The following is a 24,326-nucleotide window of genomic DNA, read 5'->3' on the forward strand; positions in this document are numbered from 1 at the left end:
CCCCACGTCGGGCCGGCCATCCCCCATGAAAGAACTCACCCTCGATACTGCTGTGGCCACGCTGCGCACGGGAGGCGTGATCGCCTACCCGACCGAAGCCGTCTGGGGCCTGGGGTGCGACCCCGCGCATGAGGCGGCGGTGCACATGGTGCTGCGCCTGAAGCAGCGCCCGGTCGAGAAGGGCATGATCCTGGTCGCCGCCGACCTGCCGCAGCTGGAAGGCTGGGTCCGCCTGGAGGCCCTGCCCGATGCGCGGCAGCGCGCGGTGCTGGCCAGCTGGCCCGGCGCCAACACCTGGATCCTGCCCGCCGGCCCCCGCGCGCGCCACTGGGTGACCGGTGAACACAGCGGCATTGCCGTGCGCATCAGTGCCCACCCGCTGGTGTCGGCGCTGTGCCGTGCCTGGGGCGGGCCGCTGGTGTCCACCAGCGCCAACCTGGCCGGTGAGCCGCCCGCGCGCAGCCGCGAAGAACTGGACCCGCGCCTGCTGCGGCTGCTGGACGGTCTCCTCGATGGCCAGACCGGTGGCCTGGCCCAGCCGACGCCCATCCGCGACGCGCTCAGCGGCAGCATCCTGCGCTCCTGATGCGCCGATTGCGCCGCCACGGCAATGCGTGCAGGCTGCAGCCATGAAGCTGCTGCGCCCTGCCCTGTGCCTGGCACTGTCGATGCCATTGGCGGCCCTCGCCGCCGATGACGTGCGGGTCTACCGCTGCGTCGGCAGCAATGGCGCCGTCGCCCTGCAGGACAAGCCCTGCAGCAGTGGCCGCCAGGAAGTGCGCGACCTGCAGCGGCCGCGCGACCCGCCGCCGCGTACCGCCAGCACCGATGTTCCGCCGCCGGCGCCAGCGGCGACGCCGGACATGGGCGTGCGCGAAGTGCGCCACGTCTACATACAGCCGCCGCAGCCGATGTACGAATGCGTGCGCGACGATGGCAGCCGCTATACCAGCGACAACAACGAGGGCAATCCGCGCTGGGTGCCGGTATGGACCACGGTCTGGTACCCGTCGGGCCCCTATGGCGGGCAACGCCCGCGACCGCCGGGCCCAGGCCCGGGGGGTGGCGCCATCGGCATCGGGCCGCCGCCCGGCGGTGCAGGTATTCCGGTGCATCGGCCTCCGCTCGGCTATGGGGTGAACGTGCCCGGCGGCAACGTGCTGGTGCGCGACGCCTGCACCCAGTTGCCGGCACGCGAAGTCTGCTCGCGCCTGCGCGACCGCCGCTGGGAGCTGGACCGCCGCTACAACAGCGCGCTGCAGAGCGAGCGCACCGCCATCAGCACCGAGCAGCGCGGCATCGACGCGCGCCTGTCACAGGACTGCAGCGGCGGCTGAGCGCTGCGCTTTGGTAGATGCCGCTGTTGTAGGCTGCTGCCATGAACAAACTGATCTGGCTGGCGCTGTGCCTGCTGCCCGGCACTGCGGCAGCTGACGAAATGGTGATCTACCGCTGCACCGGCAGCAGCGACGTGCCTGTCGTGCAGCGCGTGCCGTGCGCGGCCGGCATGAAACAGTCGATCGTGAAGCTGCCCGGGTCCGCACAACCCGCACCGCCGCCAGCCCCCGAACCGGCAGCGCCGGCCGCAGCCGCGGCCGCACCGCCAGCAGCCGCCCCGGTGCCGGCGCCGGCCCCCACCCCCGCCCCCGCGCGCGCGGGCCAGGAACGCATCATCAGCGAGGCCTACATGGTCGAACGCGAAGGCGGCGATGCCATCCTCGACAGCGCCCTGCTGCCACGCCCCGGCGATGCGACGGTCGATGACACGGCGCTGCCCAAGCTGCCGCTGCCGCCCATCTTCCAGTGCCTGGATTCGCAGGGCGGGCAGTACCTGCACGAGTACGAAGCCTCACCGGGTCGCTGCGAGCTGATGAACGTCAGCGGCCTGGGCGGTGCCACCCCGGTCAATGCCGCCAGCTGCGAGGTGGTCCGCGACCGCTGCACCGAAGTGGCCGAGGCGCAGCGCTGTGGCAGCTGGCAGCAGCGCTTCCGCACTGCACGCGGCCGCGAGCGCTTTGCCTCGGCGGACAACCGCGATGACGCACGCGCCGAGCGCGAACGGCTGCAGGCCGTGCTGGCCGCGAGTGATTGCCGGGTACCGGATTGAGTGCTGCGATCCAAGGTAGTGCCGGCCGCTGGCCGGCTGTGCTGCGATCTGTTGCTGCCGGCCAGCGGCCGGCACTACCCCGCGCACCGTGATTGCGAAAGCGTCAGAACCCGTAACGCAGGAAGCCACCGTCCACCGCGATGCACTCGCCGGTGACGTAGCTCGATGCTGGCAGGCACAGGAAGCCCACTGCTGCAGCCACTTCCTCCGGCTCACCAATGCGGCGCATCGGCGTGCGGTTGATCACTTCTTCGTAGTAATCGGCATCGGACAACGGGCCGGACGTGCGCCGGGTGCGGATGTACCACGGCGCCACCGCGTTCACGCGGATGCCATCCTCGGCCCATTCCACGGCCAGGTTGCGGGTCATCTGGTGCATGGCGGCCTTGGTCATGCCGTACACCACGCCACTGCGCACATGGGTCAGGCCTGAAACGCTGCCGACATTGACGATGGCCGAGGACGCATGCCGCGCCAGCAGCGGGTGCGCATAGCGCGACAGCTCGAACGCCGAGAACAGGTTGGTCTCGAAGATCTGGCGCCATTCGTCCTCGGAGTACTCGGTCGCCGCCTTGGTGACGTTGCCGCCGGCGTTGTTGACCAGGATGTGCAGGCCATCGCTGTGGTCTTCCACCCAGTCCAGGATCTGCCGGCGGTCTTCGTCATCGGAAACATCGGCGGCCAGCGCGTGCACCTGCATCTGCGGATACACGTCGAGCAGTTCGTCGCGCGCGGTCTCCAGCATGTCGATGTCACGGCCGACGATCATCAGATCAGCGCCGAAGCTGGCCAGTTCATGCGCGATCGCCAGGCCGATGCCGGCGCTGGCGCCGGTGATCAGGGCCGTCTGCCCATCCAGGCGCCACCGTTGCTGGGTCATGAGTCCTCCGGGGCCGCGCCCGCTGTATTTCGATGCCGCAAGGATACGCGTCACGGACGGCAGGTGACGACAGTGCGACACTGCCTGCATCACCCGCCCCGGAGCACCACCATGCGTCTGCTGATACCCGTCTGCCTGTCGGTCGCACTGCTGGCCGGTTGCCAACGGCCGGCCCCGCCCAACCCCGAGAAGCCGCCGGAGCCGCAGGCGCTGGCCAAGGCCATCAACCAGCCGCTGGACCGCGCCAACGGCGTGCAGAAGACCGTGGACGACGCTGCTGCACGCGAGCGCAAGGCCGAGGCTGAGGCAACGCAATGACGCACGGGGTCGGAGCCCTTTGCGGTGCAAAGGGATCCGACCCCGCAGACAAAAAAAACGCCCGGCCGAAGCCGGGCGTTTTCATTGGCGGCAATCGCCGGTCAGAACCCGCAGAAGCAGTACGCCAGTGCCTTCACCGGTGCACCGTTGCCCTTCTCGCGCGCGGCGTTCTCGACGAAGCGCAGCTGGGTATCCACTTCCGGCATCGTGCGCGCCAGCATCATCCGCGCCATGCCCGAATCGGCCAGCATCCAGGCACCGGCATGGCTGCCGGCGAAACCACTGATGAACTGCGCGAACGGGGTGGCGGGCTTCTCGACGTAACGCACGCGGTACTTGTCTTCATTGCCCAGCTTGGCACGGCTGGCGGCGTCGGCCACCGCGTCCTTCATGCCGCCGAAGGCATCGACCAGGCCGCGTTCCTTGGCCTGTGCGCCGCTCCAGACGCGGCCACGGGCCACTTCGTCGATGGCCTCGACCGGCTTCTTGCGGGCCTCGGCCACGCGGCCGGTGAAGTCGGCATAGCCCTTGTTGATCACCGACTGGATGACCTGGCCCACGGCCGGGTCCATCGGGCGGGTGACATCGAAGGCACCAGCGAAGCGGGTCGTGCCCACGCCATCGGTGTGCACGCCGAACTTGTCCAGCGCACGGCTGAAGTTGGGGATCATGCCGAAGATGCCGATCGAACCGGTGATGGTCGACGGATCGGCATAGATGCGATCGGCGTTCATGCTGATCCAGTAACCACCGGATGCGGCCAGGTCGCCCATCGACACCACCACCGGCTTGCCGGCAGCCTGCAGGGCCACCACTTCGCGGCGGATCTGCTCGGACGCGAACACTTCACCGCCCGGCGAATCCACGCGCAGCACCACGGCCTTGACCTGGTCGTCGTCGCGCGCGGCGCGCAGCAGGGCCGAGGTCGAGTCGCCACCGATGCGGCCGGCCGGCAGGTCGCCACCGCTGATCTCACCGGATGCCACCACCACGGCCACCTGCGGACGGTTGTCCACCGGGTTGCGGCGCGCGTCGAGCTGGCCCATGTAGGACGCGAAGTCGATGTTGCGGAAGCCGCCATCGGCGTCTTCATCGGCCACGCCGCGCTCGATCATCAGATCCTCGAATTCCTCGCGGGTCTTCAGCGCGGTCACCAGCTTCTGCTGCAGGGCGAACTTGGCCAGGTCGCCACCGGCCGCGGCCACGCCCTCGGGCAGGGTATCGATGCCTGCGGCCAGCTGCGCCGGATCCAGGCGGCGCGCCTTGGCGATGTCGCCCAGGTAGCGCTGCCACACGTCGTTCATCCAGAACAGGTCGGCTTCCTTGGATGCCGGCGAGGCCGCATCCAGCACGTACGGTTCGGCGGCGGACTTGTACTCCCCCACCTTGAACAGGTGCACGTCCACGCCCAGCTTGTCCTGCAGGCCGGTGCGGAAGTACTGGCGGTAGCGGCCCAGGCCCTCGAGCACGACCGAGCCCATCGGGTCCAGGTAGACCTCATCGGCCTGCGCGGCCAGCAGGTACTGCGACTGGCCCATGCTCTGGCTGAAGGCGACGATCTGCTTGCCCGAGGCACGCAGGTCCTGCAGCGCACCGGCCACTTCACGCAGCGAGGCGAAGCCGGACGGCTGCAGCTTGTCCAGTTCCAGCACCACGCGCTCGATCTTCTTGTCGGCCTTGGCCGATTCGATCACCCGCAGCAGGTCGCGCAGCTGCACTTCCTCGGCGCCGTTGTCGCCGACGGCCTTGGCCAGCGCGCGGCTGACCGGGTCGGCGCTGAACTGCTCGACCAGCTTGCCTTCAGGCGCAATCACCAGCGTGGTGCGGTCCTGCAGCGATTTGCTGGCACCGGCACCCATGCCTGCAGCGACGATGAACATCACCACCACCAACAGCAGCAGGCCGAAGAACACCAGGTTGAGGATCAGCCTGCGGGTGAAATTCATCACGTCCCACAGCCCGATGAAGAAACTGGCGACGGGGTTGCGATGCGCCGGGGGCAGCGGGGGCACGGGTTGGTTCATGGAGCGCTCCGGATGGCTTCTTGCCGTGGTAACAGCATAGCCGGTGCCGTGTGAGGCGGCATCGGACACAAGTCAGGGGTTCGCCCGTCACGGGGTGTGGTGACGGGCGCGACGATCATTCCAGGGCCGATTGGCCGATGCGCAGGCTGCTGCGGCGCAGGCGCCAGCCCATCAGGATGGCAGCGGCGGTCAGGCCGACGATCAGGCCGATCCACATGCCCTGCGGCCCCATGCCCAGGCCCAGGCCGAGCCCGGCACCGAGCGGCATGCCCAGGCCCCAGTACGCGAACATGGCGATGAACATCGGCACGCGCGTGTCCTTCAGCCCGCGCAGCGCGCCGGCCGACAACACCTGGATGCCATCGGGGAACTGGAAGGTGGCCGCGTACAGCAGCAGGGTCGACGCCAGGCCGGCCACGGCCAGGTCGTTGGTGTAGACGCCCACAATGGCATCGTGGCCGAACAGCAGCACCGCCGCCGACAGCGTCTGCGTGCCCATGATGATCGCGTAGCCGGCCCACGCCGCGCGGCGCACGCCGAAGCCATCGCCACGGCCGACCGCATGGCCCACGCGCACGGTGGTGGCCTCGGCCACGCCCATCGGGATCATGAAGCACAGCTGCGCGACGTTGATCGCGATCTGGTGCGCGGCGGCCTCGTTGGCACCGAGGCGGCCGATCAGCAGCGCGGTGACGATGAACAGGCCACCCTCCATCAGCACGGTGATGCCGATCGGCAGGCCGGTGCGCAGCAGGTCCCAGATCGCCGCCGGGCGCGGGCCCTCGAAGTGCGAGAACAGCTGCAGGTGGGCGAAGCGCTTGGTGAACCACAGGTAGGTGCCGAAGGCGATGGCCTGCAGCCACATCATCACCGCCGAGGCGATGCCCAGGCCTTCGGCGCCCATCTCCGGGAAGCCGAACTTGCCGTTGGCCAGCACGTAGCCCATCGGCGCCAGCACCAGCAGGCCGCCGAAGCCGAGCAGCATGGTCGGCAGCGTCCAGTGCATGCCCTCGCTGAGATAGCGCATGCAGAAGTACAGGGTCAGCGCCGGGCCACCCCAGCGCACCGCATGCAGGAAGGCCGTGGCCCCCGGCACGATGTCCGGGGCGATGCCGAAGGCCGGCAGCAGCGGCGGCACCACGGTGAGGAAGGTGAACATGATCAGGCCCAGGCCCAGCGCCAGCCACAGCGCCTGGCGGAACAGCGGGCCGATCTCGCGCTCGCGGCCGGCGCCGTGCAGCTGCGACACCGAGGCGGTGAGCGAGATGAGCGTGCCGATCGGGATCAGCATCGGCAGCCACAGCAGGGCCGTACCGATGGTCACCGCAGCCAGGGTGGCGGTGGCGTGGTGGCCGGCAATGACGTTGTCGACGAAGGAGATCAGACCGGTGGATACATGGCCCAGCACCAAAGGCAGGGCGAGCAGACCGGTCGCGCCGACTTCCTTGCGGAAGCGCGGCGTGGAGGTTGCAGTAGACATGGGAGTACAGGACGCCAACTACGGTTGCGCGCGAAGGGCACAGGCACCGGGTTGCGGCCGATCATTTTACGGGCAAACGGTGCCGCCCGCTGGATGGAGTCGACCGTTGGTCGACTGCTCTTCACGTGGATACCGGCAACACGCGCGTGTTGCGCGATAGTCGACCAACGGTCGACGCTACTGGCCGGCCTGGCGCTTCAGCCAGGCGTCGCGCTCGGCCGCCGGCACGGCGAGGAAGGCGCTGCGCACGGCGTCGCGTTCCTGCGGCGGGGTGCGCTGGGCCACCAGCGTCAGTTGCGTCAACTGCGCGGGACTGAGCTGGCGCAGCGCGGCCAACGCCGCCTCGCGCTGCTCCGGCGGCACCAGGCCGAACAGACCGTGCAGCTTGGGGAACTGCATGCCCAGCTGCGGCCCCAACCGCCAGCCATCGCGGAAGGTCTGGTCCTGGGCCTGGAACTGCTCGCGCAGGCGCTGCTGCTGTTCGGCCGGCAGCGCGGCAAAGCGGGCGGCCGCCTGGCGGATGCGTTCGCGCTCGCCCTCCGGCAGCGCCTTCCACGAGGCGTAATCGGCACGACGCTGGCGCTGCTGCTCCGGGCTGAGCTGGGCGAAGGCGGCAGGCGAGCGCGTATCGGCCATCGATGCCGGCGTTGCGCCCGCCGGTGCGGGCGGCAGCGGAACCTCCAGCGAGGGCGGCGCGGCGGCCAGTGACAGCGGCAGGGCCAGCAGCACGCTGGCAAACAGGAATTTACTCATCGGCAGCAGCGGTTTCCAGCGCGGCACCGACCGGCTCGGGGCGGGTCGGCTTGGGTTCGGATTCATCCACCGGCAGCGGGCCGCCGGCAGCGCTCCACGCATACAGGTCGGCATCGGCGGCCAGCGGGTAGTCGCGGTCGGCCAGCATGGCGGCGTCCTCGGCCGCGTGGCCATCGGCGGCAGCGGTCGGCTGCACCTCGCTGGCCGGCAGGGCTTCAACGGTGACCGGACCGGACTCGGCGACCACGCCTTCCGGCAGCGGTGCATCGCTGGCCGTCGCGTGATGCTGCCAGTAACGCCAGCCCAGAGCGGCCGCCAGCAGCACCGCCACCGTCGCCAGCAGGATGACCGGGCCGCGCCAGTGCGGCGCACCGCTGTTGGGGCGGCGGCGCTTGGGCGTGGCGCGCTCGTCGCGCTCCGGCGTGCGCCAGCTGGCGGTGGGGGCCTGGTTGTTCGCAGCCGGTGCCGCAGGCTGCTGCAGCTGCTGCAGGCGCTTGGCCGGCAGATCGCGGATGCGCAGCTGCACCTGCTCGGCCAGGCCGCGCCAGGCGGCGGCGTCAGGCTGGCCGTGGGCATCACGCGGGCAGGCGGCGGCCAGCAGCTGCTGGTAGCCATCCTCATCGATGTCCAGCACGCGGGTGGCGATGCCTTCATCCAGGCTGCCACCGATCCGCAGCAGCAGGGCCAGGCGCGGCAGCGGCGGCATGTCGCCCAGCGCAGCCAGCGACGGCGGCCATTGCCCGGCGGCCGGCTCGCGCAGGGCCTGGCGCTGGCCCAGCAGGGTCCAGAAACGGGTCGGCCACTGCGCCATCGGCAGGTCACTGGCCACGGCGGAGAAGGCGCGCATCACCGCGACCAGGGTCTGCTCGGCGCGGGCGGGGTCACCGCACTGCAGCTCGGCAACCACCAGCGCGCGGCGCTCGACGCCACGCAGGAACGCCGACAGCGCGCCGGCCGCGGTCGAGGAAACAGGGGCGGGCACAGCCGTCATCGGTTACTCCAAAGGTCTGACGGCATGATAGCGGCAGCCCATCGGCGGCCGGCAGGACTTGCGCCCACGGGCACTTCGTGCTGCAGGTTGTGCACAGCATCAATGCGGTCCCCGGCCGATTCGTTGTGAACCCGCGAATTCACCTTGTTTCAGCAATGTTTCACAATCAACTCATTGATTTTGATACTGTTTTTAGTATGGCTATTTTTTGACCAACCCGAGTGTAAAGCCGTCGCCATCGGCCTCACGCGCGCCCGCCGACCGGTAACACACAACGTTATCCACAGAAGATGTGGATAAGACTGAATCTCTAATAGCCACCGATATTTAGGTGACATTTATGATTCGCGGGCAGGCGCGGGCGACGCCATCGCCTCTGCCATCGGCCCCCGCCCTGCCCGTTACACTGCCCCGATGCTCGCCCCCATCCCGACCCTGCAGGTCGCCCTGCCCGTCCCGCTGCCGCGCCTGTTCGACTACCTGCCACCGGAAGGCCCGGGCCCGGCCGTGCCGGTCGGCTGCCGCCTGAAAGTGCCGTTCGGCAACCGCGAGCTGGTGGGGACGGTGGCCGGGCACGGCCAGGTGGACGACGGCCAGGGCCTGCGCCAGGCACTGGCCTGGTGCGACCCGCAGCCGCTGCTGCAGGGCGAGCTGTGGCAGAGCCTGCAGTGGCTGGCCCGCTACACCCATTCACCCTTGGGCGAAGTGGTGAACACCGCCCTGCCCGGCCCGCTGCGGCACGGCGAGGCCCTGCCCGACACCCATCACTGGGGCTGGCAGCTGACCGCCGCCGGCCAGGCCCAGCGCGAAAAGCTGCGCGCCGGCACCCGCCCGCGGCAACTGGCCGAACTGCTGGGCGAGGCCGTGGTCGACGAAGACGTGCTGGGTGCGCGCATGGACGACTGGCGCACCGCCGCGCGCAGCCTGGCCAAGCGCGAACTGGCCGAGCGCGTGGCCCTGAGCGTGGCGCCGCAGCATGCGCAGCCACTGCCCGGCCCCACCCTGAACCCGGAGCAGGCCGAGGCCGTGGCCGCGATCACCGCCGCCGAGGGCTTCCACGCTTTCCTGCTGGACGGGGTGACCGGCAGCGGCAAGACCGAGGTCTACCTGCAGGCCATCATCCACTGCCTGGCGCAGGGGAAGCAGGCGCTGGTGCTGGTGCCGGAAATCGGCCTGACTCCGCAGACCCTGGCGCGCTTCCGCGGCCGCCTCGGCATCGCGGTGCATGCGCTGCATTCGGGCTTGAACGACAACGAGCGCGCCCGCGTCTGGGCCGCCGCCTCGCGCGGCGAGGCACGGGTGATCGTCGGCACCCGTTCGGCCGTGTTCACCCCGCTGCCGCAGGCCGGCCTGCTGATCGTCGACGAGGAACACGACGGCAGCTACAAGCAGCAGGACGGCATCCGTTATCACGCCCGCGATTTCGCCCTGGTGCGGGCCAAGGCGCTGGGCATTCCGGTGCTGCTGGGCAGCGCCACGCCTTCGCTGGAAACCCTGCACAACGCCTATGCCGGCCGCTACACGCACCTGCGCCTGAAGCAGCGCGCCGGCGATGCACGGCCACCGCGCGTGCGCATCCTCGATGTACGCAAGCGGCCGCTGCACGATGGCCTCTCCGCGGACGTGCTGGCCGGTATCGGCGAGCACCTGCAGCGTGGCCAGCAGGTGCTGGTGTTCAAGAACCGCCGCGGCTATGCCCCGGTGCTGCTGTGCCATGACTGCGGCTGGACCGCGCCCTGCCAGCGGTGCGATGCGCCGATGACCGTGCACGGCGGCGGCCGTCGCCTGCAGTGCCACCACTGCGGTGCGCGGCAGCCGGCGCCGCTGGCCTGCCCGGCCTGTGCCAGCCTGGCGCTGCAGCCGCAGGGGATCGGTACCGAACGCCTGGAAGAACACTTGGTCAGCGCCTTCGCCGATTACCCGGTGGTGCGCATCGACCGCGGCACCACCTCGCGCCGCGATGCTCTGGAACAGCAGTTGGCGAAGCTGGGCGACCAGCCCGGCATCCTGGTCGGCACGCAGATCCTGGCCAAGGGCCACGACCTGCCCAAGCTGACCCTGGTGGTGGTGGTGGGCATCGACGAAGGCCTGTTCTCTGCCGACTTCCGCGCCAGCGAGAAGCTGGCCCAGCAGCTGATCCAGGTGGCCGGCCGTGCCGGTCGCGCACGCGACCCCGGCGAAGTCTGGCTGCAGACCCATCACCCGGGGCACCCGCTGCTGGAAACCCTGGTGAGTGGTGGCTACCACCCGTTCGCGCAGGCCGAATTGAACCAGCGCCAGGCCGCAGGCTTCCCGCCCTTCGCGCACCTGGCACTGATGCGTGCCGAAGCCCAGCAGGTGGAGCATGCCAATGCGTTCCTGCTGGCGGCGCGGCAGCTGCTGGGCAAACAGAACGTGGTGGAAGCCTATGGGCCGATGCCGGCGCCGATGCCGCGCCGCGCCGGTTACCAGCGCACGCAGCTGCTGCTCTCTGCGCTGCAGCGGCCGCCGCTGCATGGCGTGCTGGCCCAGCTGGTGCCGCAGCTGTACGCGCTGCCGGAAGCGCGCAAGGTGCGCTGGTCGCTGGATGTGGATCCGACGGACCTGTATTGAGGGTCCGTCACATCCGCCGGGCATGGCCCGGCGCTACCTCTCAGGTCAGCGGCGACATCACGCCACGCTGGTACGCGGGGCGCTCGCGCAGGCGGGCATACCAGTCGGCCAGGTGCGGCAGCTCCGGGCGCTGGATCGGCAGTTCGTACCAGGCGTAGATCAACGAGCCCAGCGGAATGTCGCCCATCGCGAACTTCTCGCCCGACAGCCACGGCTGGTTGGCCAGGGTCGCATCGGCCATCGCCAGGTAATCACCGGCGCGCACGATGGCGGCGCTGATGCGTGCTTCGTCACGGTCGGCCGGCGCGGTGCGCATGATGCCCCAGATCAGTTCGGAGTACAGCGCGGCCATCCGCGAGGTGCTCCAGTCCATCCACTTCTCGGCCTGCGCGCGTTCCATCGCGTCTTCGGCGTACAGCGTGCCCAGCGAATAGCGCGCGCTCAGGTAGCGCACGATCGTGTTCGATTCCCACAGCGGCAGGCCGTGGTCTTCGATCACCGGCACCAGGCTGTTGGGGTTCATCGCCACGTATTCGGCCGACTGCGTGCCGCCATGGCTGCCGCCCACTTCGATGGATTCATACGGCAGGCCGATTTCCTCGGCGCACCACAGCACCTTGCGGACGTTGCTGGAATTACGGCGGCCCCAGATCTTCAACATTGCGGTTTTCCTTGCCTGCAGCGGTGCGCCACGGTGGCGCGGAGCCGCTACGATACGCCCATCAATCGCGATGCGCGTGGCATCACCGGTTCTTCTTCGGCAGCGCGCGCACGTAGGACGATTTGCCGTCCTTCTTCAGCTCGAACAGGCCGATGGCCGCCAGCAGGTCGCTCAGCTTGCCGTAGCCATAGTTGCGCGGGTCGAACGAGGCCTGGTTGCCGATCTGGCTGCCGACCGGACCCAGGTGCGACCAGCCATCCTCGCCCTCGGCGGCCGACACCGCACGCCGCAGCATCTTCACCAGGCGCGTGTCGTTGCGCAGTTCCGCACTGTTCTTGCGCGGGCGCACCTCGTCGCTGGCCAACTGCCCGCTGGGCGCCTGTTCTGCCCCGGCCTCGGCATCGGGAACACTGGCATGGGTCTGGCCCAGCGCTTCCAGGTAAGTGAACTTGGAGCAGGCGTTGACGAACGGCTCGGGCGTCTTCTTCTCGCCGAAGCCATACACTTTCACGCCGTCGGTCAGCAGGCGCATCACCATCGGGGTGAAGTCGGCATCGCTGGACACGATGGCGAAGCCATCAAGATTGCGCGCGTACAGCAGATCCATCGCATCGATGACCATGGCCATGTCAGAGGCGTTCTTGCCCTTGCTGTAGGCAAACTGCTGGATCGGGCGGATGGCGTACTCGTGCAGCACCGATTCCCAGCCCTTCAGGCGCGGGCTCTTCCAGTTGCCATAGGCGCGGCGCACGTTGGCCACGCCGTAGCGGGCCACCTCGGCCAGGACTTCGTCGATCTTCGATGCCGGCGCATTGTCGGCGTCGATCAACAGGGCGATGCGCTTTTCCGGTTCGGACATGATTTCCTCGGTGGGCTGCAGGCTGAGCGGAGTATCGCCCATGGCCGCTACCGGCCATGTGACGTGCGATGATGCAGGGCGACATCCATCCCCCTCTGGAGTACGTCGATGCGCCGCGAACCAGTCCCCCACCTGGTCATCATCGGCGGCGGTTTTGCGGGCCTCTGGGCCACCCGGGCCCTGGCCCGCGAGAAGATCAGGATCACCCTGCTCGACCGCCGCAACCACCACCTGTTCCAACCCCTGCTGTACCAGGTCGCCACCGCCGGCCTGTCCGCCCCCGATATCGCCGCGCCGCTGCGCCATATCCTCGGCCACCAGCGCAACGTGGAAGTGCGCCTGGGCGAGGTCGTCGCCATCGACAAGGCCGCCCGCGAGGTGCAGCTGGCCGACGGCAGCACTCTGGGCTACGACAGCCTGCTGCTGGCCACCGGCGCCACCCACGCCTACTTCGGCAACGACCAGTGGGCCGCCGACGCGCCGGGCCTGAAGACCCTGGACGATGCCATCGCCCTGCGCCGCAAGCTGCTGCTGGCCTTCGAACGTGCCGAGGCCGAACCGGACCCGGCGAAGAAGGCCGCCTGGCTGAGTTTCGCGGTGGTCGGCGGCGGCCCCACCGGCGTCGAACTGGCCGGCACGCTGGCCGAGATCGCCCGCCACACCCTGCGCAATGAATTCCGCCACATCGACCCGGCCAGCGCCAAGGTGCGCCTGGTCGAGGCCGGCCCGCGGGTGCTGTCCTCCTTCCCCGAGGTGCTTTCGCTGAAGGCCCGCCGGCAGCTGGAAAAGCTGGGCGTGGAAGTGCTGACCGGCACCCCGGTGAGCGACATCGACAGCCAGGGCTTCACGCTGGGCGAGCAGTTCGTGCCCGCACGCACCGTGGTCTGGGCCGCAGGCGTGGCCGCTTCGCCGCTGGCGCGCACGCTGGACGTGCCGCTGGACCGCGCCGGCCGCGTGCTGGTGCAGCCTGACCTGACCCTGCCCGGCCACCCCGAACTGTTCGTGGCCGGCGACCTGGCCGCGGTGAACCAGGCCAACGGCAAGCCCGTGCCCGGCGTGGCGCCCGCCGCCAAGCAGATGGGCAAGTACGTGGCCGATGCCATCCGCGCGCGCCTGCATGGCAAGCCGGCACCGGGGCCGTTCAAGTACGCCGACTACGGCAACCTGGCCACCATCGGCCGCATGGCCGCCATCGTGCACCTGGGCAAGCTGCAGCTGTCGGGCATCCTCGCCTGGTGGTTCTGGCTGGCCGCGCACGTGTTCTTCCTCATCGGCTTCCGCAACCGCGTCGTGGTGCTGCTGAACTGGGCGGTGGCGTACTGGAGCTACCAGCGCAGCGCGCGCATCATCTTCGGCGATGACCAGGAAGACCGACGGCCGAGGTAGATCCACGCCATGCGTGGATGAAGTTGTAGAGCCGAGCCCCCGCCCAATCACTACCCAAAGGAATGCCATGACCACCCCCACCGCCCAGCAGAAACGCGCACGCTCCGCCCTTGAACAGTTGCTGGGTACCGAAGAAGGCGAGGACAGCGTCGACCTGTTCGTCCAGCATCATCTGGACGAGATCGAAGCCGATTACTGGAACGCGCAACTGGGCACCGCCACGCCGGCGGCCGACGCGGTGCTGGGCCTGCTGCAGCCGCGCGAGCCGTGGGAAGACGAGGGTTCGGTGCACGTCGATTTCGAGCTGCCGGGCGACGTCTCGCAGTATGTGCTGAGTGTCGAACTCGATGAGGACGGCGAAGTGCTTGGCGTTTCGATGGAGAGCTGAGCGCGGCGACGAGATCCACGCATGGCGTGGATCTACTTCGCCTTCGGCTTGGGATACCACAGCGCATTGACGATGACCCAGCGCTGGTCGAAACGGCCCATGTGGAAGTAGTCGACGAACCACGGGGTTTCCAGCCGCACCGAGGCCGCGTTGCCGGTGACATCCAGCACCGTGCAGCGGCGGTCCCATTGCTCCTTTGGGGTCTTCAACGCACCCTGCTTCGTCAGTGCCACCAGTTCGTCCTTCGACATGCGGCGCAGGCCCAGGCGCTCGTCGGGCGTATCGCCCAGCACCGCGCGCTTGGCCAGGTCCGGGTGCAGGGACCGCGCAACGCGCTGCGGGTCGGCCTCCAGCTGGCCATCGACATAGTCATGGCAGGTGGCCTCGATGGCCGCAAGGGTGGCCGGGTCGGCGGCCGGGCTTGTCGCACCGGCAACAGCGAGCAGCAGGGCAAGCGTGGGCATCGGGGTCTCCAGCGCTGGGCGCGGGGTGATCATGGCACGGGCTGGAGGGCGTCATCCACGCATGGCGTGGATCTACATCAAGCCCATTTCATCGGCGCCCATCTGCATGTACATGAACGCGGCGGCTTCGTCGGACATCGGCTGGCCCTGCGGGAAGCTGCCGAGCCAGGCGGTGATGCGCGCATGGCGATCCTTCAACGCATCGCCCATTGCCTGTTTCTCCGCTGCGGTCGCACGCGCCTGCATCTCCTCGCGCAGCAGGTCATCGCCGATGCCCCATTTTTCGGCCAGCGGAATCAGGTCGACCAGATCAGGCGGCACCCGGTCGCGGCGCAGGTGGATGGGCTCGGGCGTGGCCGGGCCACGCTGCGCGGCCAGCTCTGCGGCGCTGCCGATCTGCCCGTGCTGCAGCGGTGGCGGGGTCTGGGCGCAGGCCGGCAGGGCGGTACCGAGGGTCAACAGCAACATCCAGCGGGGTTTCATCGAACCGCTTCCTGTGTCGATGGCTGTGGCGATCATGGCATGGCCGGATGTGCCCCATCCGCGCATGGCGTGGATCTACGGGACGGCCTCGGCCGGGGCCTGCAGCCAGGCCAGCTTGCGTTCGCGTGGCTGCTGCTTGAGCTGCCACTCGGCGCGGGAGGCGGCCGCGCGGTCCGGGTACTCACGCACGGCCAGCACGCGCAGCGGCGGCCGGGCCCGGGTGTAGCGCGCGCCCTTGCCGGCCTGGTGGGCGGCGAAACGCGCCTCCACATCGGTGCTGATGCCGGCGTAATAGCTGCCGTCCCGGCATTCAAGCAGATACAGGAACCAAGGGCGAAGGGACGGGGCCATGCCCGGATTATGCCGTGCTGCACTGCAGCGGATATACTGGCGCCCGAATGCAGGAGAGAGGCGCCACGCTGGCGCCCGCCGAAGGCGCAGGCTCCCATGATCGCTCAGGCCGGTGGGCTGGAATCCCACCAACCATGCATTCGACTCGCCGAGCTGGAGAGAGGTCACCGGGCACGCCCGGGACGATCCGCCGAAGGGGCACGCGGCGTACGCCGCTGAACTCTCAGGCAAAAGGACAGCGGGAGCGGCACCGGTCATCGTCATCCCGTCATTGCGCAGGCAGTGGCGGTATACGCGCATGGCCGGCCCCACCGCGCCCGGAGCCTGTCCCATGCTGCTGTCCATCATCTATCTCGTTGCCATTTCCGCCGAAGCCATGACCGGCGCGCTGTCCGCCGGCCGGCGCCGCATGGACCTGTTCGGCGTGGTCATGATCGCCTGCGTCACCGCCCTTGGCGGCGGTTCGCTGCGCGACATCCTGCTCGGCCACTATCCGCTGGGCTGGGTGAAGCACCCCGAGTACCTGGGCTTCACCGTATGCGCAGCGCTGATCGCCACCTGGGTCGCGCGCTGGATGCACCATTTCCGCCGCACCTTCCTGGTGCTCGATGGTCTGGGGCTGATCGCCTTCACCCTGATCGGCTGCTCGATCGCGCGCGAGGCCGGCCATGCCATGCCCATCGTGCTGATCGCCGGCATGCTCACCGGTGCCTTCGGCGGCGTGCTGCGCGACATCCTCTGCAACGAGGTGCCGCTGATCTTCCAGAAGGAGCTGTACGCGATCATTTCGCTGCTGACCGGCGCGGTGTACCTGTTGCTGCTGCGCTGGGGCGTGGCCGATGCGACGGCCATCCTGTGCTGCCTGGGCGGTGGCTTCGCGCTGCGCCTGCTGGCGATCCATTACCGCTGGGAAATGCCCAAGTTCGTGTACCACGACGAAGTGCATTGAGTGCGTCCGCCGGGCGTGGCCCGGCGCTACCGATGACCATGCGCTGTTCGTAGCGTCGAGCTTGCTCGACGGCTCCTGACTACGGCAGTCGAGCAAGCTCGACTCTACAAGAGCGGTCGGGCATGACCTTGGTCATGCGGCATTCGTCGGTCTGATTGGCTACCATTGACGCCCCGTCGCTCGCGCGGCGGCATCCAGCCACACCGCGTCGCGGTCCCGCCAGACACTCCCCTCCCCCGTTGCCCGCTGCGCATGATGCGCGACCGGGCGTACATGTCCCTGCGCGTGCGCAGGGCGCAGGATGCCCCATGTCCGCTGTTGAGCCGTCCCGTAGCACCCCGCCCCGTTCCCGCCGCGCGTGGGTGATCGCCGCCGCCGTCATCGTCGCCGGCCTGGTGGCCTGGTGGGCGTGGCCGCGCACCGAGTCGACCGTCGCCGCAGGCCCGGGCAAGACCGTGCCGGTGCGCGTGGCCCGGGCCAGCGCCGAACCGCTGCAGCTGCGCCTGAAGGCCGTCGGCACGGTCACCCCGCTGCACAGCGTGGTGGTGCGCAGCCGCGTGGATGGCGAACTGCTGCGCCTGCATTTCCAGGAAGGCCAGCAGGTGAAGGCCGGCGACCTGCTCGCACAGATCGACCCGCGCCCGTATGAAGTGAAGCTGGCGCAGGCGCAGGGCACCCAGCAGCAGAACCTGGCCGAACTTGAGAACGCCGAACGCCAGTTGCAGCGCTACCGCGAACTGCAGAAACAGAACTACGTGTCCGGGCAGGAACTGAGCGACCAACAGAGCAAGGTGCGGCAGCTGCAGGGCCGCCGCATCAGCGACCAGGCCTCGGTGGATGAGGCAAGGCTGCAGCTGCAGTACACCCGCATCACTGCGCCGGTCAGTGGCCGCGTCGGCCTGCGCCGGCTGGATGTCGGCAACCTGGTGCACGCCAGCGATACCGAAGGCCTGGTGACCCTGGCGCAGACCGCGCCGATCAGCGTGCTGTTCACCGTGCCCGAACCCGAACTGCCGGCCCTGCTCGATGCCGTGCAGGCGCAGGCCGGCCTGCCGGTGGAAGCCTGGGACCGCGGCGAAAGCAAGGCGCTTGCACAGGGCACCCTGTCCAGCGTCGACAACCGCATCGACACGGCGACCGGCACGCTCAAGCTGCGCGCGCAGTTCGACAACGCGGGCCTGGCCCTGTTCCCCAACCAGTTCGTCAACGTGCGCCTGCAGCTGGGCGAACACCCGGCGCTGCTGATTCCCGACGCGGCCGTGCAGTTCGGCAGCCAGGGCAACTACGTGCACATCGTCGATAAGGACAACAAAGCGCAGCGCCGCACCGTGGTGCTGGGGCCGGCCGATGATGGCCGCGTCGCCGTGCGCTCCGGCCTGCAGGCCGGCGACCAGGTGGTGATCGAAGGCATCGACGGCCTGGAAGATGGCACCGCAGTGGAAATCGTGGCCGAACCCGCTGCCACGGCGAAGGCGGCCAAGGCCGGCGCATGAACCTGTCGCGCCCGTTCATCCTGCGCCCGGTCGCCACCACCCTGCTGATGGTGGCGCTGCTGCTGTCGGGCGTGCTGGCCTACCGCCTGCTGCCGGTGGCCGCGCTGCCGCAGGTCGATTACCCGATCATCCAGATCACCACGCTGTACCCCGGCGCCAGCCCGGAACTGACCACGCGCACGATCACCGCGCCGCTGGAACGCCAGCTCGGCCAGATTCCCGGCCTCAAGCAGCTGTCCTCCACCAGCTCCGGGGGTGCCTCGGTCATCACCCTGCAGTTCGGCCTGGACGTGTCGCTGGGCGTGGCCGAGCAGGACGTGCAGGCGGCGATCAACGCGGCCGGCAGCTTCCTGCCCGGCGATCTGCCGGTGCCGCCGGTGTACCGCAAGGTCAATCCGGCCGACACGCCCATCCTCACCCTGGCGGTGACCTCGCAGGCGCTTGCGCTGCCGCAGGTGCACGACCTGGTGGATACCCGCATCGCGCAGCGCCTGGCGCAGTTGCCCGGCGTCGGCCTGGTCAGCCTGGCTGGTGGCCAGCGCCCTGCCGTTCGCATCCAGGTGAATCCCGCTGCACTGGCTGCCAACAACCTGGGCATGGACCACATCCGTACCGCGATCGCCGCAGCCAACGTCAACCTGCCCAAGGGCAGTTTCGACGGCCCGATCCGCGCGGTGATGCTCGATGCCAATGACCAGATGCGCAGCGTGGAGGAGTACCGCGCCCTGGTGCTGGCCTGGCGCGAAGGCGCGCCGCTGCGGCTGGGCGACGTGGCCACCATCACCGATGGCGCCGAGAACCGCCAGCTGGCCGCCTGGAGCGGCACCACGCCGGCGGTGCTGGTGAACATCCAGCGCCAGCCCGGCGCGAACGTGATCGCCGTGGTCGAACAGGTGCGTACACTGCTGCCGCAGCTGCAGGCCACGCTGCCGGCCGGCGTGCAGATGAACGTGCTGAGCGACCGCACCGAATCGATCCGCGCCTCCGTGCGCGGCGTGCAGAAGGAACTGGTGCTGGCCATCGGCCTGGTGGTGCTGGTCACCTGGGTGTTCCTGCGCAACCTGCCGGCCACGCTCATTCCCAGCGTCGCGGTGCCGCTGTCGCTCATCGGCACGTTTGCGGTGATGCTGCTGGCCGGCTATTCGCTCAACAACCTCACGCTGATGGCGCTGACCATCGCCACCGGCTTCGTCGTGGACGATGCCATCGTGATGCTGGAAAACATCGCCCGCCACCTGGAAGAAGGCGAAAGCCCACGCGAAGCCGCGCTGAAGGGTGCGGCCGAGATCGGCTTCACCCTGGTCTCGCTGACCGTCTCGCTGATCGCGGTGCTGATCCCGCTGCTGTTCATGGCCGACCTGGTGGGCGCGCTGTTCCATGAGTTCGCGGTGACGCTGGCGGTAGCCATCGGTATCTCGCTGCTGGTGTCGCTCACCCTGACGCCGATGCTGTGCGCGCGGTTCCTCAAGCCGCATGCGAAGACCGCGCACGCGCCGGATGTGTTCGACCGCATCATCGCCGTCTACGACCGCCAGCTGCAGTGGGTGCTGCAGCGCCAGCCGCTGATGCTGCTGGCCACCGTCGCCACGCTGGCGCTGACCGTGGCGCTGTACTTCGCCGTGCCCAAGGGCTTCTTCCCGGTGCAGGATGCCGGCCTGGTGCAGGGCATCAGCGAAGCACCGCAGGCCATCTCGTTCCAGGCCATGCGCGAGCGCCAGCAGGCGCTGGCTGCAGCCATCGAAGCAGACGAGGCGGTGGCCAGCGTGTCGTCCTACATCGGCGTGGACGGCAACAACGCCACGCTCAACACCGGCCGCCTGCTGATCGAGCTGAAGCCGCATGGCGGCCGCGACGGCGCCGCCGTGGTGATGGAGCGCCTGCAGCAGCGCGTGTCGAAGATCCCCGGCATCACCCTGTACCTGCAGCCGGTGCAGGAGCTGGGCATCGAAGACCGCATCAGCCGCAACCAGTACCAGTTCACCCTGACCACGCCGGAACAGCAGACGCTGGAAACCTGGACGCCGAAGCTGCTGCAGGCCCTGCGCCAGCAGCCGGCCCTGCGCGATGTGGCCAGCGACCTGCAGATGCAGGGACGGCAGGCACGGGTGAACATCGACCGCGATGCGGCCGCGCGCCTGGGCGTCAGCGTGGAAGCGGTGGCCGACGCACTGTACGACGCCTACGGGCAGCGGCAGATTTCCACCATCTTCACCCAGGCCAGCCAGTACCGCGTGGTGCTGGAAGCCGATCCGTCACGCCAGCCCGGGCCCGATGCCATCAGTGGCCTGCGCGTGCGCAACAGCACCGGGCAGGCCGTGCCGCTGGGCGCCGTGGCGCGGGTGGAACTGGGGCCGGCCGCACTGCTGCGCAACCACGTCGGCCAGTTCCCGGCGGCCACGATCTCGTTCAACCTGGCACCGGGCGCATCACTGGGCGAAGCCACCGCGGCCGTGGAAGCGGCGCGCGCGCAGGTTGCGTTGCCCGACAGCGTCGAACTGCGCCTGCAGGGCGCGGCGGCGGCATTCAGCAGTTCGCTGTCGTCCACGCTGTGGCTGATCCTGGCCGCGGTGGTGGTGATGTACATCGTGCTGGGCGTGCTCTATGAAAGCTTCGTGCACCCGATCACCATCCTGTCCACGCTGCCCTCGGCCACGGTGGGCGCGCTGGCGGCACTGTGGGTGAGCGGGCGCAGCCTGGACCTGATCGCCGTGATCGGCATCGTGCTGCTGATCGGCCTGGTGAAGAAGAACGCGATCATGATGATCGACTTCGCGCTGGACGCGCAGCGCACGCGTGGCATGACGCCGCGCGAGGCGATCCACCAGGCGGCCCTGCTGCGCTTCCGTCCCATCCTGATGACCACGCTGGCCGCGCTGTTCGGCGCGGTACCGCTGATGCTGGCCAGTGGCTCGGGCGCGGAACTGCGGCAGCCGCTCGGCTGGGTGATGGTCGGCGGCCTGCTGGTCAGCCAGGTGCTGACCCTGTTCACCACGCCGGTCATCTACCTGGCCTTTGACCGCCTGCAGCGCCGGCGCTCGGCCACCCTTGCAACGCCTGAAGAGGCGCGCGCATGAGCCCCATCGCACGCCTGGCCCAGGCCTGCGTGCAGCGACCGGTGGCGACGATCCTGCTGGCGGTGGCGCTGGTACTGGCCGGCCTGCTGGCGCTGCGGCTGCTGCCGGTGGCCCCGCTGCCGCAGGTGGATTACCCGGCCATCGAAGTCAGCGCCAGCCTGCCCGGCGCCTCGCCCGAATCCATGGCCGCCACCGTGGCCACGCCGCTGGAACGCGCCCTCGGCAGCCTGCCCGGCATCTCGCGCATCGATTCGGCCAGCACCCAGGGGCAGACCTCGGTGGAGCTGAAGTTCGTGCTCGGCCGCGACATCGACGAAGCCGCGCGCGAAGTGCAGGCGGCGATCAACCTCGCACGCGGGCAGCTGCCCAGTGGCATGCCGGGCATGCCGCAGTACCGCAAGGTGAATCCCTCGCAGGCGCCGATCCTGGCGCTGGCACTGACCTCGGACACGCTGCCGCCGGGCCAGTTGTACGACCTGGCCTCCACCGTACTGGCGCAGAAGCTTTCGCAGGTGCCGGGCGTGGGCGAAGTGCAGGTGGGCGGCAGTGCCCTGCCGGCGGTGCGCGTATCGCTGGACCCGAACGCGCTCAACCATGCTGGCCTGGCACTGGAAGACGTGGCCGAGGTGATCGAACGCGCCAACGCAGTGCGGCCGCTGGGTGCGGTGGGCGATGATCGCCAGCATTGGCAGCTGGAGGCACCGCTGCAGCTGCGCCAGGCCGCGCAGTATCGCGAGCTGGCAGTGAAGGTGAGCGACGACCGCACGCTGCGCCTCGGCGATGTAGCGGTGGTGGCCGATGGGGTGGAAGACCGCTATGCCAGCGGCTTCCACAACGAACGCCCGGCGGTGCTGCTGATCGTCAGCCGCCAGCCCGGCGCGAACATCATCGCCACCGTCGATGCCATCCAGGCGCAGCTGCCGCAGCTGCACGCGCTGCTGCCGTCCAACGTCGACATGCGCCTGGTCATGGACCGCTCGCCGGTCATCCGCGCGACCCTGCACGAAGCCGAGCTGACCCTGGTGCTGGCCATCGCCCTGGTGGTGCTGGTGGTGCTGGCCTTCCTTGGCCACTGGCGCGCCGCGCTGGTGCCCAGCGTGGCCATTCCGGTGGTGCTGTTCGGCACGCTGGCGCTGGTCGCGTTGATGGGCTTTTCGCTCAACACGCTTTCGCTGATGGCCTTGATCGTGGCCGCCGTGCTGGTGGTGGACGATGCCATCGTGGTGCTGGAGAACATCGCGCGCCATCGGGAGCTCGGCGCCGACCGCTGGCAGGCTGCGGTACGCGGCGCGGCCGAAGTGGGTGCCACGCTGCTGTCGATGAACGTCGCACTGGCCGTGGTGTTCGTCTCCATCCTGTTTCTGGATGACTTCGTCGAGCGCCTGTTCCGCGAATTCTCGCTCACCCTGGTGGCGGCGATGAGCGTGTCGGTGGTGGTTGCGCTCAGCCTGGTGCCGATGCTGTGTGCGCGCCTGTTCGTCGATGACACGCAGCATGCCTCGCGCTGGCAACGTGGCAGCAACGCGCTGTTCGAGCGCGTGCGTGCGGCATACCTGCGCACGCTGCAGGCCAGCCTGCGCCACCTGCGCTGGCCGCTGCTGGTGTTCGTTGCGGTCATCGCGCTCAACGCCTGGCTGTTCCAGCAGGTGCCCAAGGGTGTGGTGCCCAAGCAGGACACGGCACAGCTGCGCGGCTTCGCGCGCGGCGATGACGGGCTCTCCTTCCAGGCCATGCAGCCGAAGATCGATGCGTACCGCAAGCTGCTGCTGTCCGACCCGGCCATCGAGGACATCATCGGCTATATCGGTGGCAGCAACGGCGTCAACAACGCCTTCATCATGATCAAGATGAAGCCGCTGGCCGAGCGCAAGGTGTCCAGCCAGGAGGTGATCGACCGCCTGCGCGCGCGCCTGCCCAAGCTGCCCGGCGGCAACCTGTACCTGTGGGTGGACCAGGACATCCGTCTGGAAGGCGGCGGCAGCAGCGGCCAGTACGAGTTCCAGCTGCTGTCGGCGGACATGGCGCCGCTGCGCGAGTGGGCACCGAAGGTGGGCGCCGCGCTGCGCGCCCTGCCCGAGCTGGTGGACGTGGAAGCGCAGGGCGAGGCCGGCATGCGCCAGGTGGTGCTGGACATCGACCGCGAAGCCGCCGCACGCCACGGCGTGGATCTGCGCACGGTGGCCAGCATGCTCAACAACTCCTTCAGCCAGCGCCAGGTCGCCACCCTCTACGACAGCCTCAACCAGTACCGCGTGGTGATGGAACTGGACCCGAGGCACACCCAGGACCCGGGCACGCTGGCGCGCCTGCAGGTGGTGGATGGCAGCGGCCAGCGCATACCGCTGTCCACCATCGCCAGCTGGCGCTACGGCATGGCGCCGGACCGCATCTACCACAGCGAACAGTTCGCCTCGATCTGGATTGAATTCGCACTGGCACCGGGCGTGGGCCTGGAACAGGCCACGCAGGCCATCAACACCGCCATGGCGAAGCTGATGCTGCCGCGCACCGTGCAGGCCAAGCTGTCTGGTGAAGCCGGTGGCCTGGACAGCCTGCGCGCGCGCCAGCTGTGGCTGGTGCTGGGCGCCACGCTGGCGGTCTACCTTGTGCTGGGCATCCTGTACGAGAGCTTCCTGCAGCCGCTGGTGATCCTGTCCACCCTGCCCTCGGCCGGCATCGGCGCGCTGCTGGCACTGTGGGTGTTCGGCAACGAACTGAACCTGATCGCCCTGCTGGGGTTGTTCCTGCTGGTGGGCGTGGTGATGAAGAACACCATCCTGCTGGTGGATTTCGCTCTGGCCGGCGAACGGCGTGGCCTGAGCGCGCACGACGCGGTGATGGACGCGGCGCGGCTTCGCCTGCGGCCGATCCTGATGACTTCGCTGGCGGCGCTGCTGGGCACCCTGCCGCTGATGCTCGCCAATGGCGAGGGCTGGGAGCTGCGGCAGCCGCTGGGCATCGCGATTGTGGGCGGGTTGCTGGTCAGCCAATGGTTGACGCTGTACACGACGCCGGCGATGTACCTGGCGTTGGCGAGGGTGCGGGCGAAGCGGTGAGTGCGGGCGGGGCAATC

Annotated in this window: 21 protein-coding genes and 2 riboswitches; of the genes, 11 read left to right on the forward strand and 10 right to left on the reverse strand. The window is 69.2% G+C overall.

What is annotated here, in order from left to right; all coding sequences use genetic code 11:
- Positions 1-25: 25 nt before the first annotated feature.
- The 3 genes from C1927_RS18765 to C1927_RS18775 are packed head-to-tail and all read left to right on the forward strand — an operon-like array spanning position 26 to position 2,107.
- Positions 26-586, forward strand: coding sequence for a Sua5/YciO/YrdC/YwlC family protein (locus C1927_RS18765; RefSeq protein WP_079223653.1), 561 nt, complete (start codon positions 26-28; stop codon positions 584-586).
- A 43-nt stretch (positions 587-629) separates the two neighbouring features.
- Entirely contained in the window at positions 630-1,337 is a 708-nt protein-coding gene (locus tag C1927_RS18770) for a DUF4124 domain-containing protein (protein WP_108747460.1), read from the forward strand.
- Positions 1,338-1,378: 41 nt separating this feature from the next.
- Positions 1,379-2,107, forward strand: a complete 729-nt coding sequence (locus tag C1927_RS18775) for a hypothetical protein (RefSeq protein WP_108747461.1) — start codon at positions 1,379-1,381, stop codon at positions 2,105-2,107.
- A 103-nt stretch (positions 2,108-2,210) separates the two neighbouring features.
- Here C1927_RS18775 and C1927_RS18780 read toward each other — a convergent pair whose 3' ends face one another.
- Positions 2,211-2,987, reverse strand: a complete 777-nt coding sequence (locus C1927_RS18780) for an SDR family oxidoreductase (protein WP_079223656.1) — start codon at positions 2,985-2,987, stop codon at positions 2,211-2,213.
- Between the two features lie 111 nt (positions 2,988-3,098).
- Here C1927_RS18780 and C1927_RS18785 point away from each other — a divergent pair, with 111 nt between their 5' ends.
- Positions 3,099-3,305 (forward strand): hypothetical protein, encoded by a 207-nt coding sequence (locus C1927_RS18785; protein ID WP_108747462.1) that lies wholly within the window; start codon positions 3,099-3,101, stop codon positions 3,303-3,305.
- A gap of 101 nt (positions 3,306-3,406) precedes the next feature.
- Here C1927_RS18785 and sppA read toward each other — a convergent pair whose 3' ends face one another.
- From sppA to C1927_RS18805, 4 genes are all read right to left on the reverse strand, one after another.
- Positions 3,407-5,329, reverse strand: a complete 1,923-nt coding sequence (gene sppA, locus C1927_RS18790; protein ID WP_108747463.1) for a signal peptide peptidase SppA — start codon at positions 5,327-5,329, stop codon at positions 3,407-3,409.
- 115 nt (positions 5,330-5,444) lie between these two features.
- On the reverse strand, positions 5,445-6,809 hold the full coding sequence (locus C1927_RS18795) for an MATE family efflux transporter (RefSeq protein WP_108747464.1): 1,365 nt from the start codon (positions 6,807-6,809) through the stop codon (positions 5,445-5,447).
- Between the two features lie 177 nt (positions 6,810-6,986).
- On the reverse strand, positions 6,987-7,562 hold the full coding sequence (locus C1927_RS18800) for a DUF3106 domain-containing protein (protein WP_108747465.1): 576 nt from the start codon (positions 7,560-7,562) through the stop codon (positions 6,987-6,989).
- Positions 7,555-8,553, reverse strand: a complete 999-nt coding sequence (locus C1927_RS18805) for a hypothetical protein (RefSeq protein ID WP_108747466.1) — start codon at positions 8,551-8,553, stop codon at positions 7,555-7,557. Before C1927_RS18805 ends, C1927_RS18800 begins: the two co-directional genes overlap by 8 nt.
- Positions 8,554-8,967: 414 nt before the next feature.
- On the opposite strand from C1927_RS18805, the gene C1927_RS18810 reads away from it, so the two are divergent.
- Positions 8,968-11,145 carry a primosomal protein N' gene (locus C1927_RS18810; RefSeq protein ID WP_108747467.1) on the forward strand — a complete coding sequence of 726 codons (2,178 nt, stop codon included), beginning with the start codon at positions 8,968-8,970 and terminating at the stop codon, positions 11,143-11,145.
- A gap of 40 nt (positions 11,146-11,185) precedes the next feature.
- On the opposite strand, the gene C1927_RS18815 is transcribed toward C1927_RS18810, so the two are convergent.
- Both C1927_RS18815 and C1927_RS18820 read right to left on the reverse strand, forming a co-directional pair.
- Positions 11,186-11,806 (reverse strand): glutathione S-transferase, encoded by a 621-nt coding sequence (locus C1927_RS18815; protein WP_079223662.1) that lies wholly within the window; start codon positions 11,804-11,806, stop codon positions 11,186-11,188.
- 82 nt (positions 11,807-11,888) lie between these two features.
- Positions 11,889-12,665 (reverse strand): NYN domain-containing protein, encoded by a 777-nt coding sequence (locus C1927_RS18820; RefSeq protein WP_108747887.1) that lies wholly within the window; start codon positions 12,663-12,665, stop codon positions 11,889-11,891.
- A gap of 108 nt (positions 12,666-12,773) precedes the next feature.
- On the opposite strand from C1927_RS18820, the gene C1927_RS18825 reads away from it, so the two are divergent.
- Positions 12,774-14,051 carry an NAD(P)/FAD-dependent oxidoreductase gene (locus C1927_RS18825; protein WP_079223663.1) on the forward strand — a complete coding sequence of 426 codons (1,278 nt, stop codon included), beginning with the start codon at positions 12,774-12,776 and terminating at the stop codon, positions 14,049-14,051.
- 67 nt (positions 14,052-14,118) lie between these two features.
- Positions 14,119-14,439: a DUF2004 domain-containing protein gene (locus C1927_RS18830; protein ID WP_079223664.1), complete on the forward strand. Its 321-nt coding sequence runs from the start codon at positions 14,119-14,121 to the stop codon at positions 14,437-14,439.
- 32 nt (positions 14,440-14,471) lie between these two features.
- Here C1927_RS18830 and C1927_RS18835 read toward each other — a convergent pair whose 3' ends face one another.
- The 3 genes from C1927_RS18835 to C1927_RS18845 all read right to left on the reverse strand — a co-directional run bounded on the left by C1927_RS18835 (position 14,472) and on the right by C1927_RS18845 (position 15,737).
- On the reverse strand, positions 14,472-14,903 hold the full coding sequence (locus tag C1927_RS18835; RefSeq protein WP_079225394.1) for a nuclear transport factor 2 family protein: 432 nt from the start codon (positions 14,901-14,903) through the stop codon (positions 14,472-14,474).
- A 72-nt stretch (positions 14,904-14,975) separates the two neighbouring features.
- Entirely contained in the window at positions 14,976-15,386 is a 411-nt protein-coding gene (locus C1927_RS18840) for a hypothetical protein (RefSeq protein ID WP_108747468.1), read from the reverse strand.
- A gap of 75 nt (positions 15,387-15,461) precedes the next feature.
- Positions 15,462-15,737 (reverse strand): GIY-YIG nuclease family protein, encoded by a 276-nt coding sequence (locus C1927_RS18845; RefSeq protein WP_079223667.1) that lies wholly within the window; start codon positions 15,735-15,737, stop codon positions 15,462-15,464.
- A 40-nt stretch (positions 15,738-15,777) separates the two neighbouring features.
- A riboswitch (glycine riboswitch) is annotated at positions 15,778-15,867 on the forward strand.
- Between the two features lie 13 nt (positions 15,868-15,880).
- Positions 15,881-15,984, forward strand: a riboswitch (glycine riboswitch).
- An 84-nt stretch (positions 15,985-16,068) separates the two neighbouring features.
- Between C1927_RS18845 and C1927_RS18850 the strand changes: the two genes are divergently transcribed.
- The 4 genes from C1927_RS18850 (at position 16,069) to C1927_RS18865 (ending at position 24,309) form a co-directional block, all read left to right on the forward strand.
- Positions 16,069-16,686, forward strand: a complete 618-nt coding sequence (locus C1927_RS18850) for a trimeric intracellular cation channel family protein (RefSeq protein WP_079223669.1) — start codon at positions 16,069-16,071, stop codon at positions 16,684-16,686.
- Positions 16,687-16,994: 308 nt separating this feature from the next.
- Positions 16,995-18,179, forward strand: coding sequence for an MdtA/MuxA family multidrug efflux RND transporter periplasmic adaptor subunit (locus tag C1927_RS18855; protein WP_108747469.1), 1,185 nt, complete (start codon positions 16,995-16,997; stop codon positions 18,177-18,179).
- On the forward strand, positions 18,176-21,253 hold the full coding sequence (locus C1927_RS18860) for a multidrug efflux RND transporter permease subunit (protein ID WP_108747470.1): 3,078 nt from the start codon (positions 18,176-18,178) through the stop codon (positions 21,251-21,253). The genes C1927_RS18855 and C1927_RS18860 overlap by 4 nt, the downstream gene beginning before the upstream one ends.
- Complete coding sequence (locus C1927_RS18865; protein ID WP_108747471.1) at positions 21,250-24,309, forward strand: efflux RND transporter permease subunit; 3,060 nt, start codon at positions 21,250-21,252, stop codon at positions 24,307-24,309. Before C1927_RS18860 ends, C1927_RS18865 begins: the two co-directional genes overlap by 4 nt.
- Positions 24,310-24,326 lie beyond the last annotated feature (17 nt).

The sequence above is a fragment of the Stenotrophomonas sp. ZAC14D1_NAIMI4_1 genome (assembly GCF_003086775.1).
In the GTDB taxonomy this organism is placed as follows: Bacteria; Pseudomonadota; Gammaproteobacteria; order Xanthomonadales; family Xanthomonadaceae; genus Stenotrophomonas.

Bases quoted from the DNA above. Each gene is read 5' to 3' on its own strand.
- C1927_RS18765 (WP_079223653.1), top strand. From the start codon at position 26: ATGAAAGAACTCACCCTCGATACTGCTGTGGCCACGCTGCGCACGGGA.
- C1927_RS18770 (WP_108747460.1), top strand. From the start codon at position 630: ATGAAGCTGCTGCGCCCTGCCCTGTGCCTGGCACTGTCGATGCCATTG.
- C1927_RS18775 (WP_108747461.1), top strand. From the start codon at position 1,379: ATGAACAAACTGATCTGGCTGGCGCTGTGCCTGCTGCCCGGCACTGCG.
- C1927_RS18780 (WP_079223656.1), bottom strand. From the start codon at position 2,987: ATGACCCAGCAACGGTGGCGCCTGGATGGGCAGACGGCCCTGATCACC.
- C1927_RS18785 (WP_108747462.1), top strand. From the start codon at position 3,099: ATGCGTCTGCTGATACCCGTCTGCCTGTCGGTCGCACTGCTGGCCGGT.
- sppA (WP_108747463.1), bottom strand. From the start codon at position 5,329: ATGAACCAACCCGTGCCCCCGCTGCCCCCGGCGCATCGCAACCCCGTC.
- C1927_RS18795 (WP_108747464.1), bottom strand. From the start codon at position 6,809: ATGTCTACTGCAACCTCCACGCCGCGCTTCCGCAAGGAAGTCGGCGCG.
- C1927_RS18800 (WP_108747465.1), bottom strand. From the start codon at position 7,562: ATGAGTAAATTCCTGTTTGCCAGCGTGCTGCTGGCCCTGCCGCTGTCA.
- C1927_RS18805 (WP_108747466.1), bottom strand. From the start codon at position 8,553: ATGACGGCTGTGCCCGCCCCTGTTTCCTCGACCGCGGCCGGCGCGCTG.
- C1927_RS18810 (WP_108747467.1), top strand. From the start codon at position 8,968: ATGCTCGCCCCCATCCCGACCCTGCAGGTCGCCCTGCCCGTCCCGCTG.
- C1927_RS18815 (WP_079223662.1), bottom strand. From the start codon at position 11,806: ATGTTGAAGATCTGGGGCCGCCGTAATTCCAGCAACGTCCGCAAGGTG.
- C1927_RS18820 (WP_108747887.1), bottom strand. From the start codon at position 12,665: ATGTCCGAACCGGAAAAGCGCATCGCCCTGTTGATCGACGCCGACAAT.
- C1927_RS18825 (WP_079223663.1), top strand. From the start codon at position 12,774: ATGCGCCGCGAACCAGTCCCCCACCTGGTCATCATCGGCGGCGGTTTT.
- C1927_RS18830 (WP_079223664.1), top strand. From the start codon at position 14,119: ATGACCACCCCCACCGCCCAGCAGAAACGCGCACGCTCCGCCCTTGAA.
- C1927_RS18835 (WP_079225394.1), bottom strand. From the start codon at position 14,903: ATGCCCACGCTTGCCCTGCTGCTCGCTGTTGCCGGTGCGACAAGCCCG.
- C1927_RS18840 (WP_108747468.1), bottom strand. From the start codon at position 15,386: ATGAAACCCCGCTGGATGTTGCTGTTGACCCTCGGTACCGCCCTGCCG.
- C1927_RS18845 (WP_079223667.1), bottom strand. From the start codon at position 15,737: ATGGCCCCGTCCCTTCGCCCTTGGTTCCTGTATCTGCTTGAATGCCGG.
- C1927_RS18850 (WP_079223669.1), top strand. From the start codon at position 16,069: ATGCTGCTGTCCATCATCTATCTCGTTGCCATTTCCGCCGAAGCCATG.
- C1927_RS18855 (WP_108747469.1), top strand. From the start codon at position 16,995: ATGTCCGCTGTTGAGCCGTCCCGTAGCACCCCGCCCCGTTCCCGCCGC.
- C1927_RS18860 (WP_108747470.1), top strand. From the start codon at position 18,176: ATGAACCTGTCGCGCCCGTTCATCCTGCGCCCGGTCGCCACCACCCTG.
- C1927_RS18865 (WP_108747471.1), top strand. From the start codon at position 21,250: ATGAGCCCCATCGCACGCCTGGCCCAGGCCTGCGTGCAGCGACCGGTG.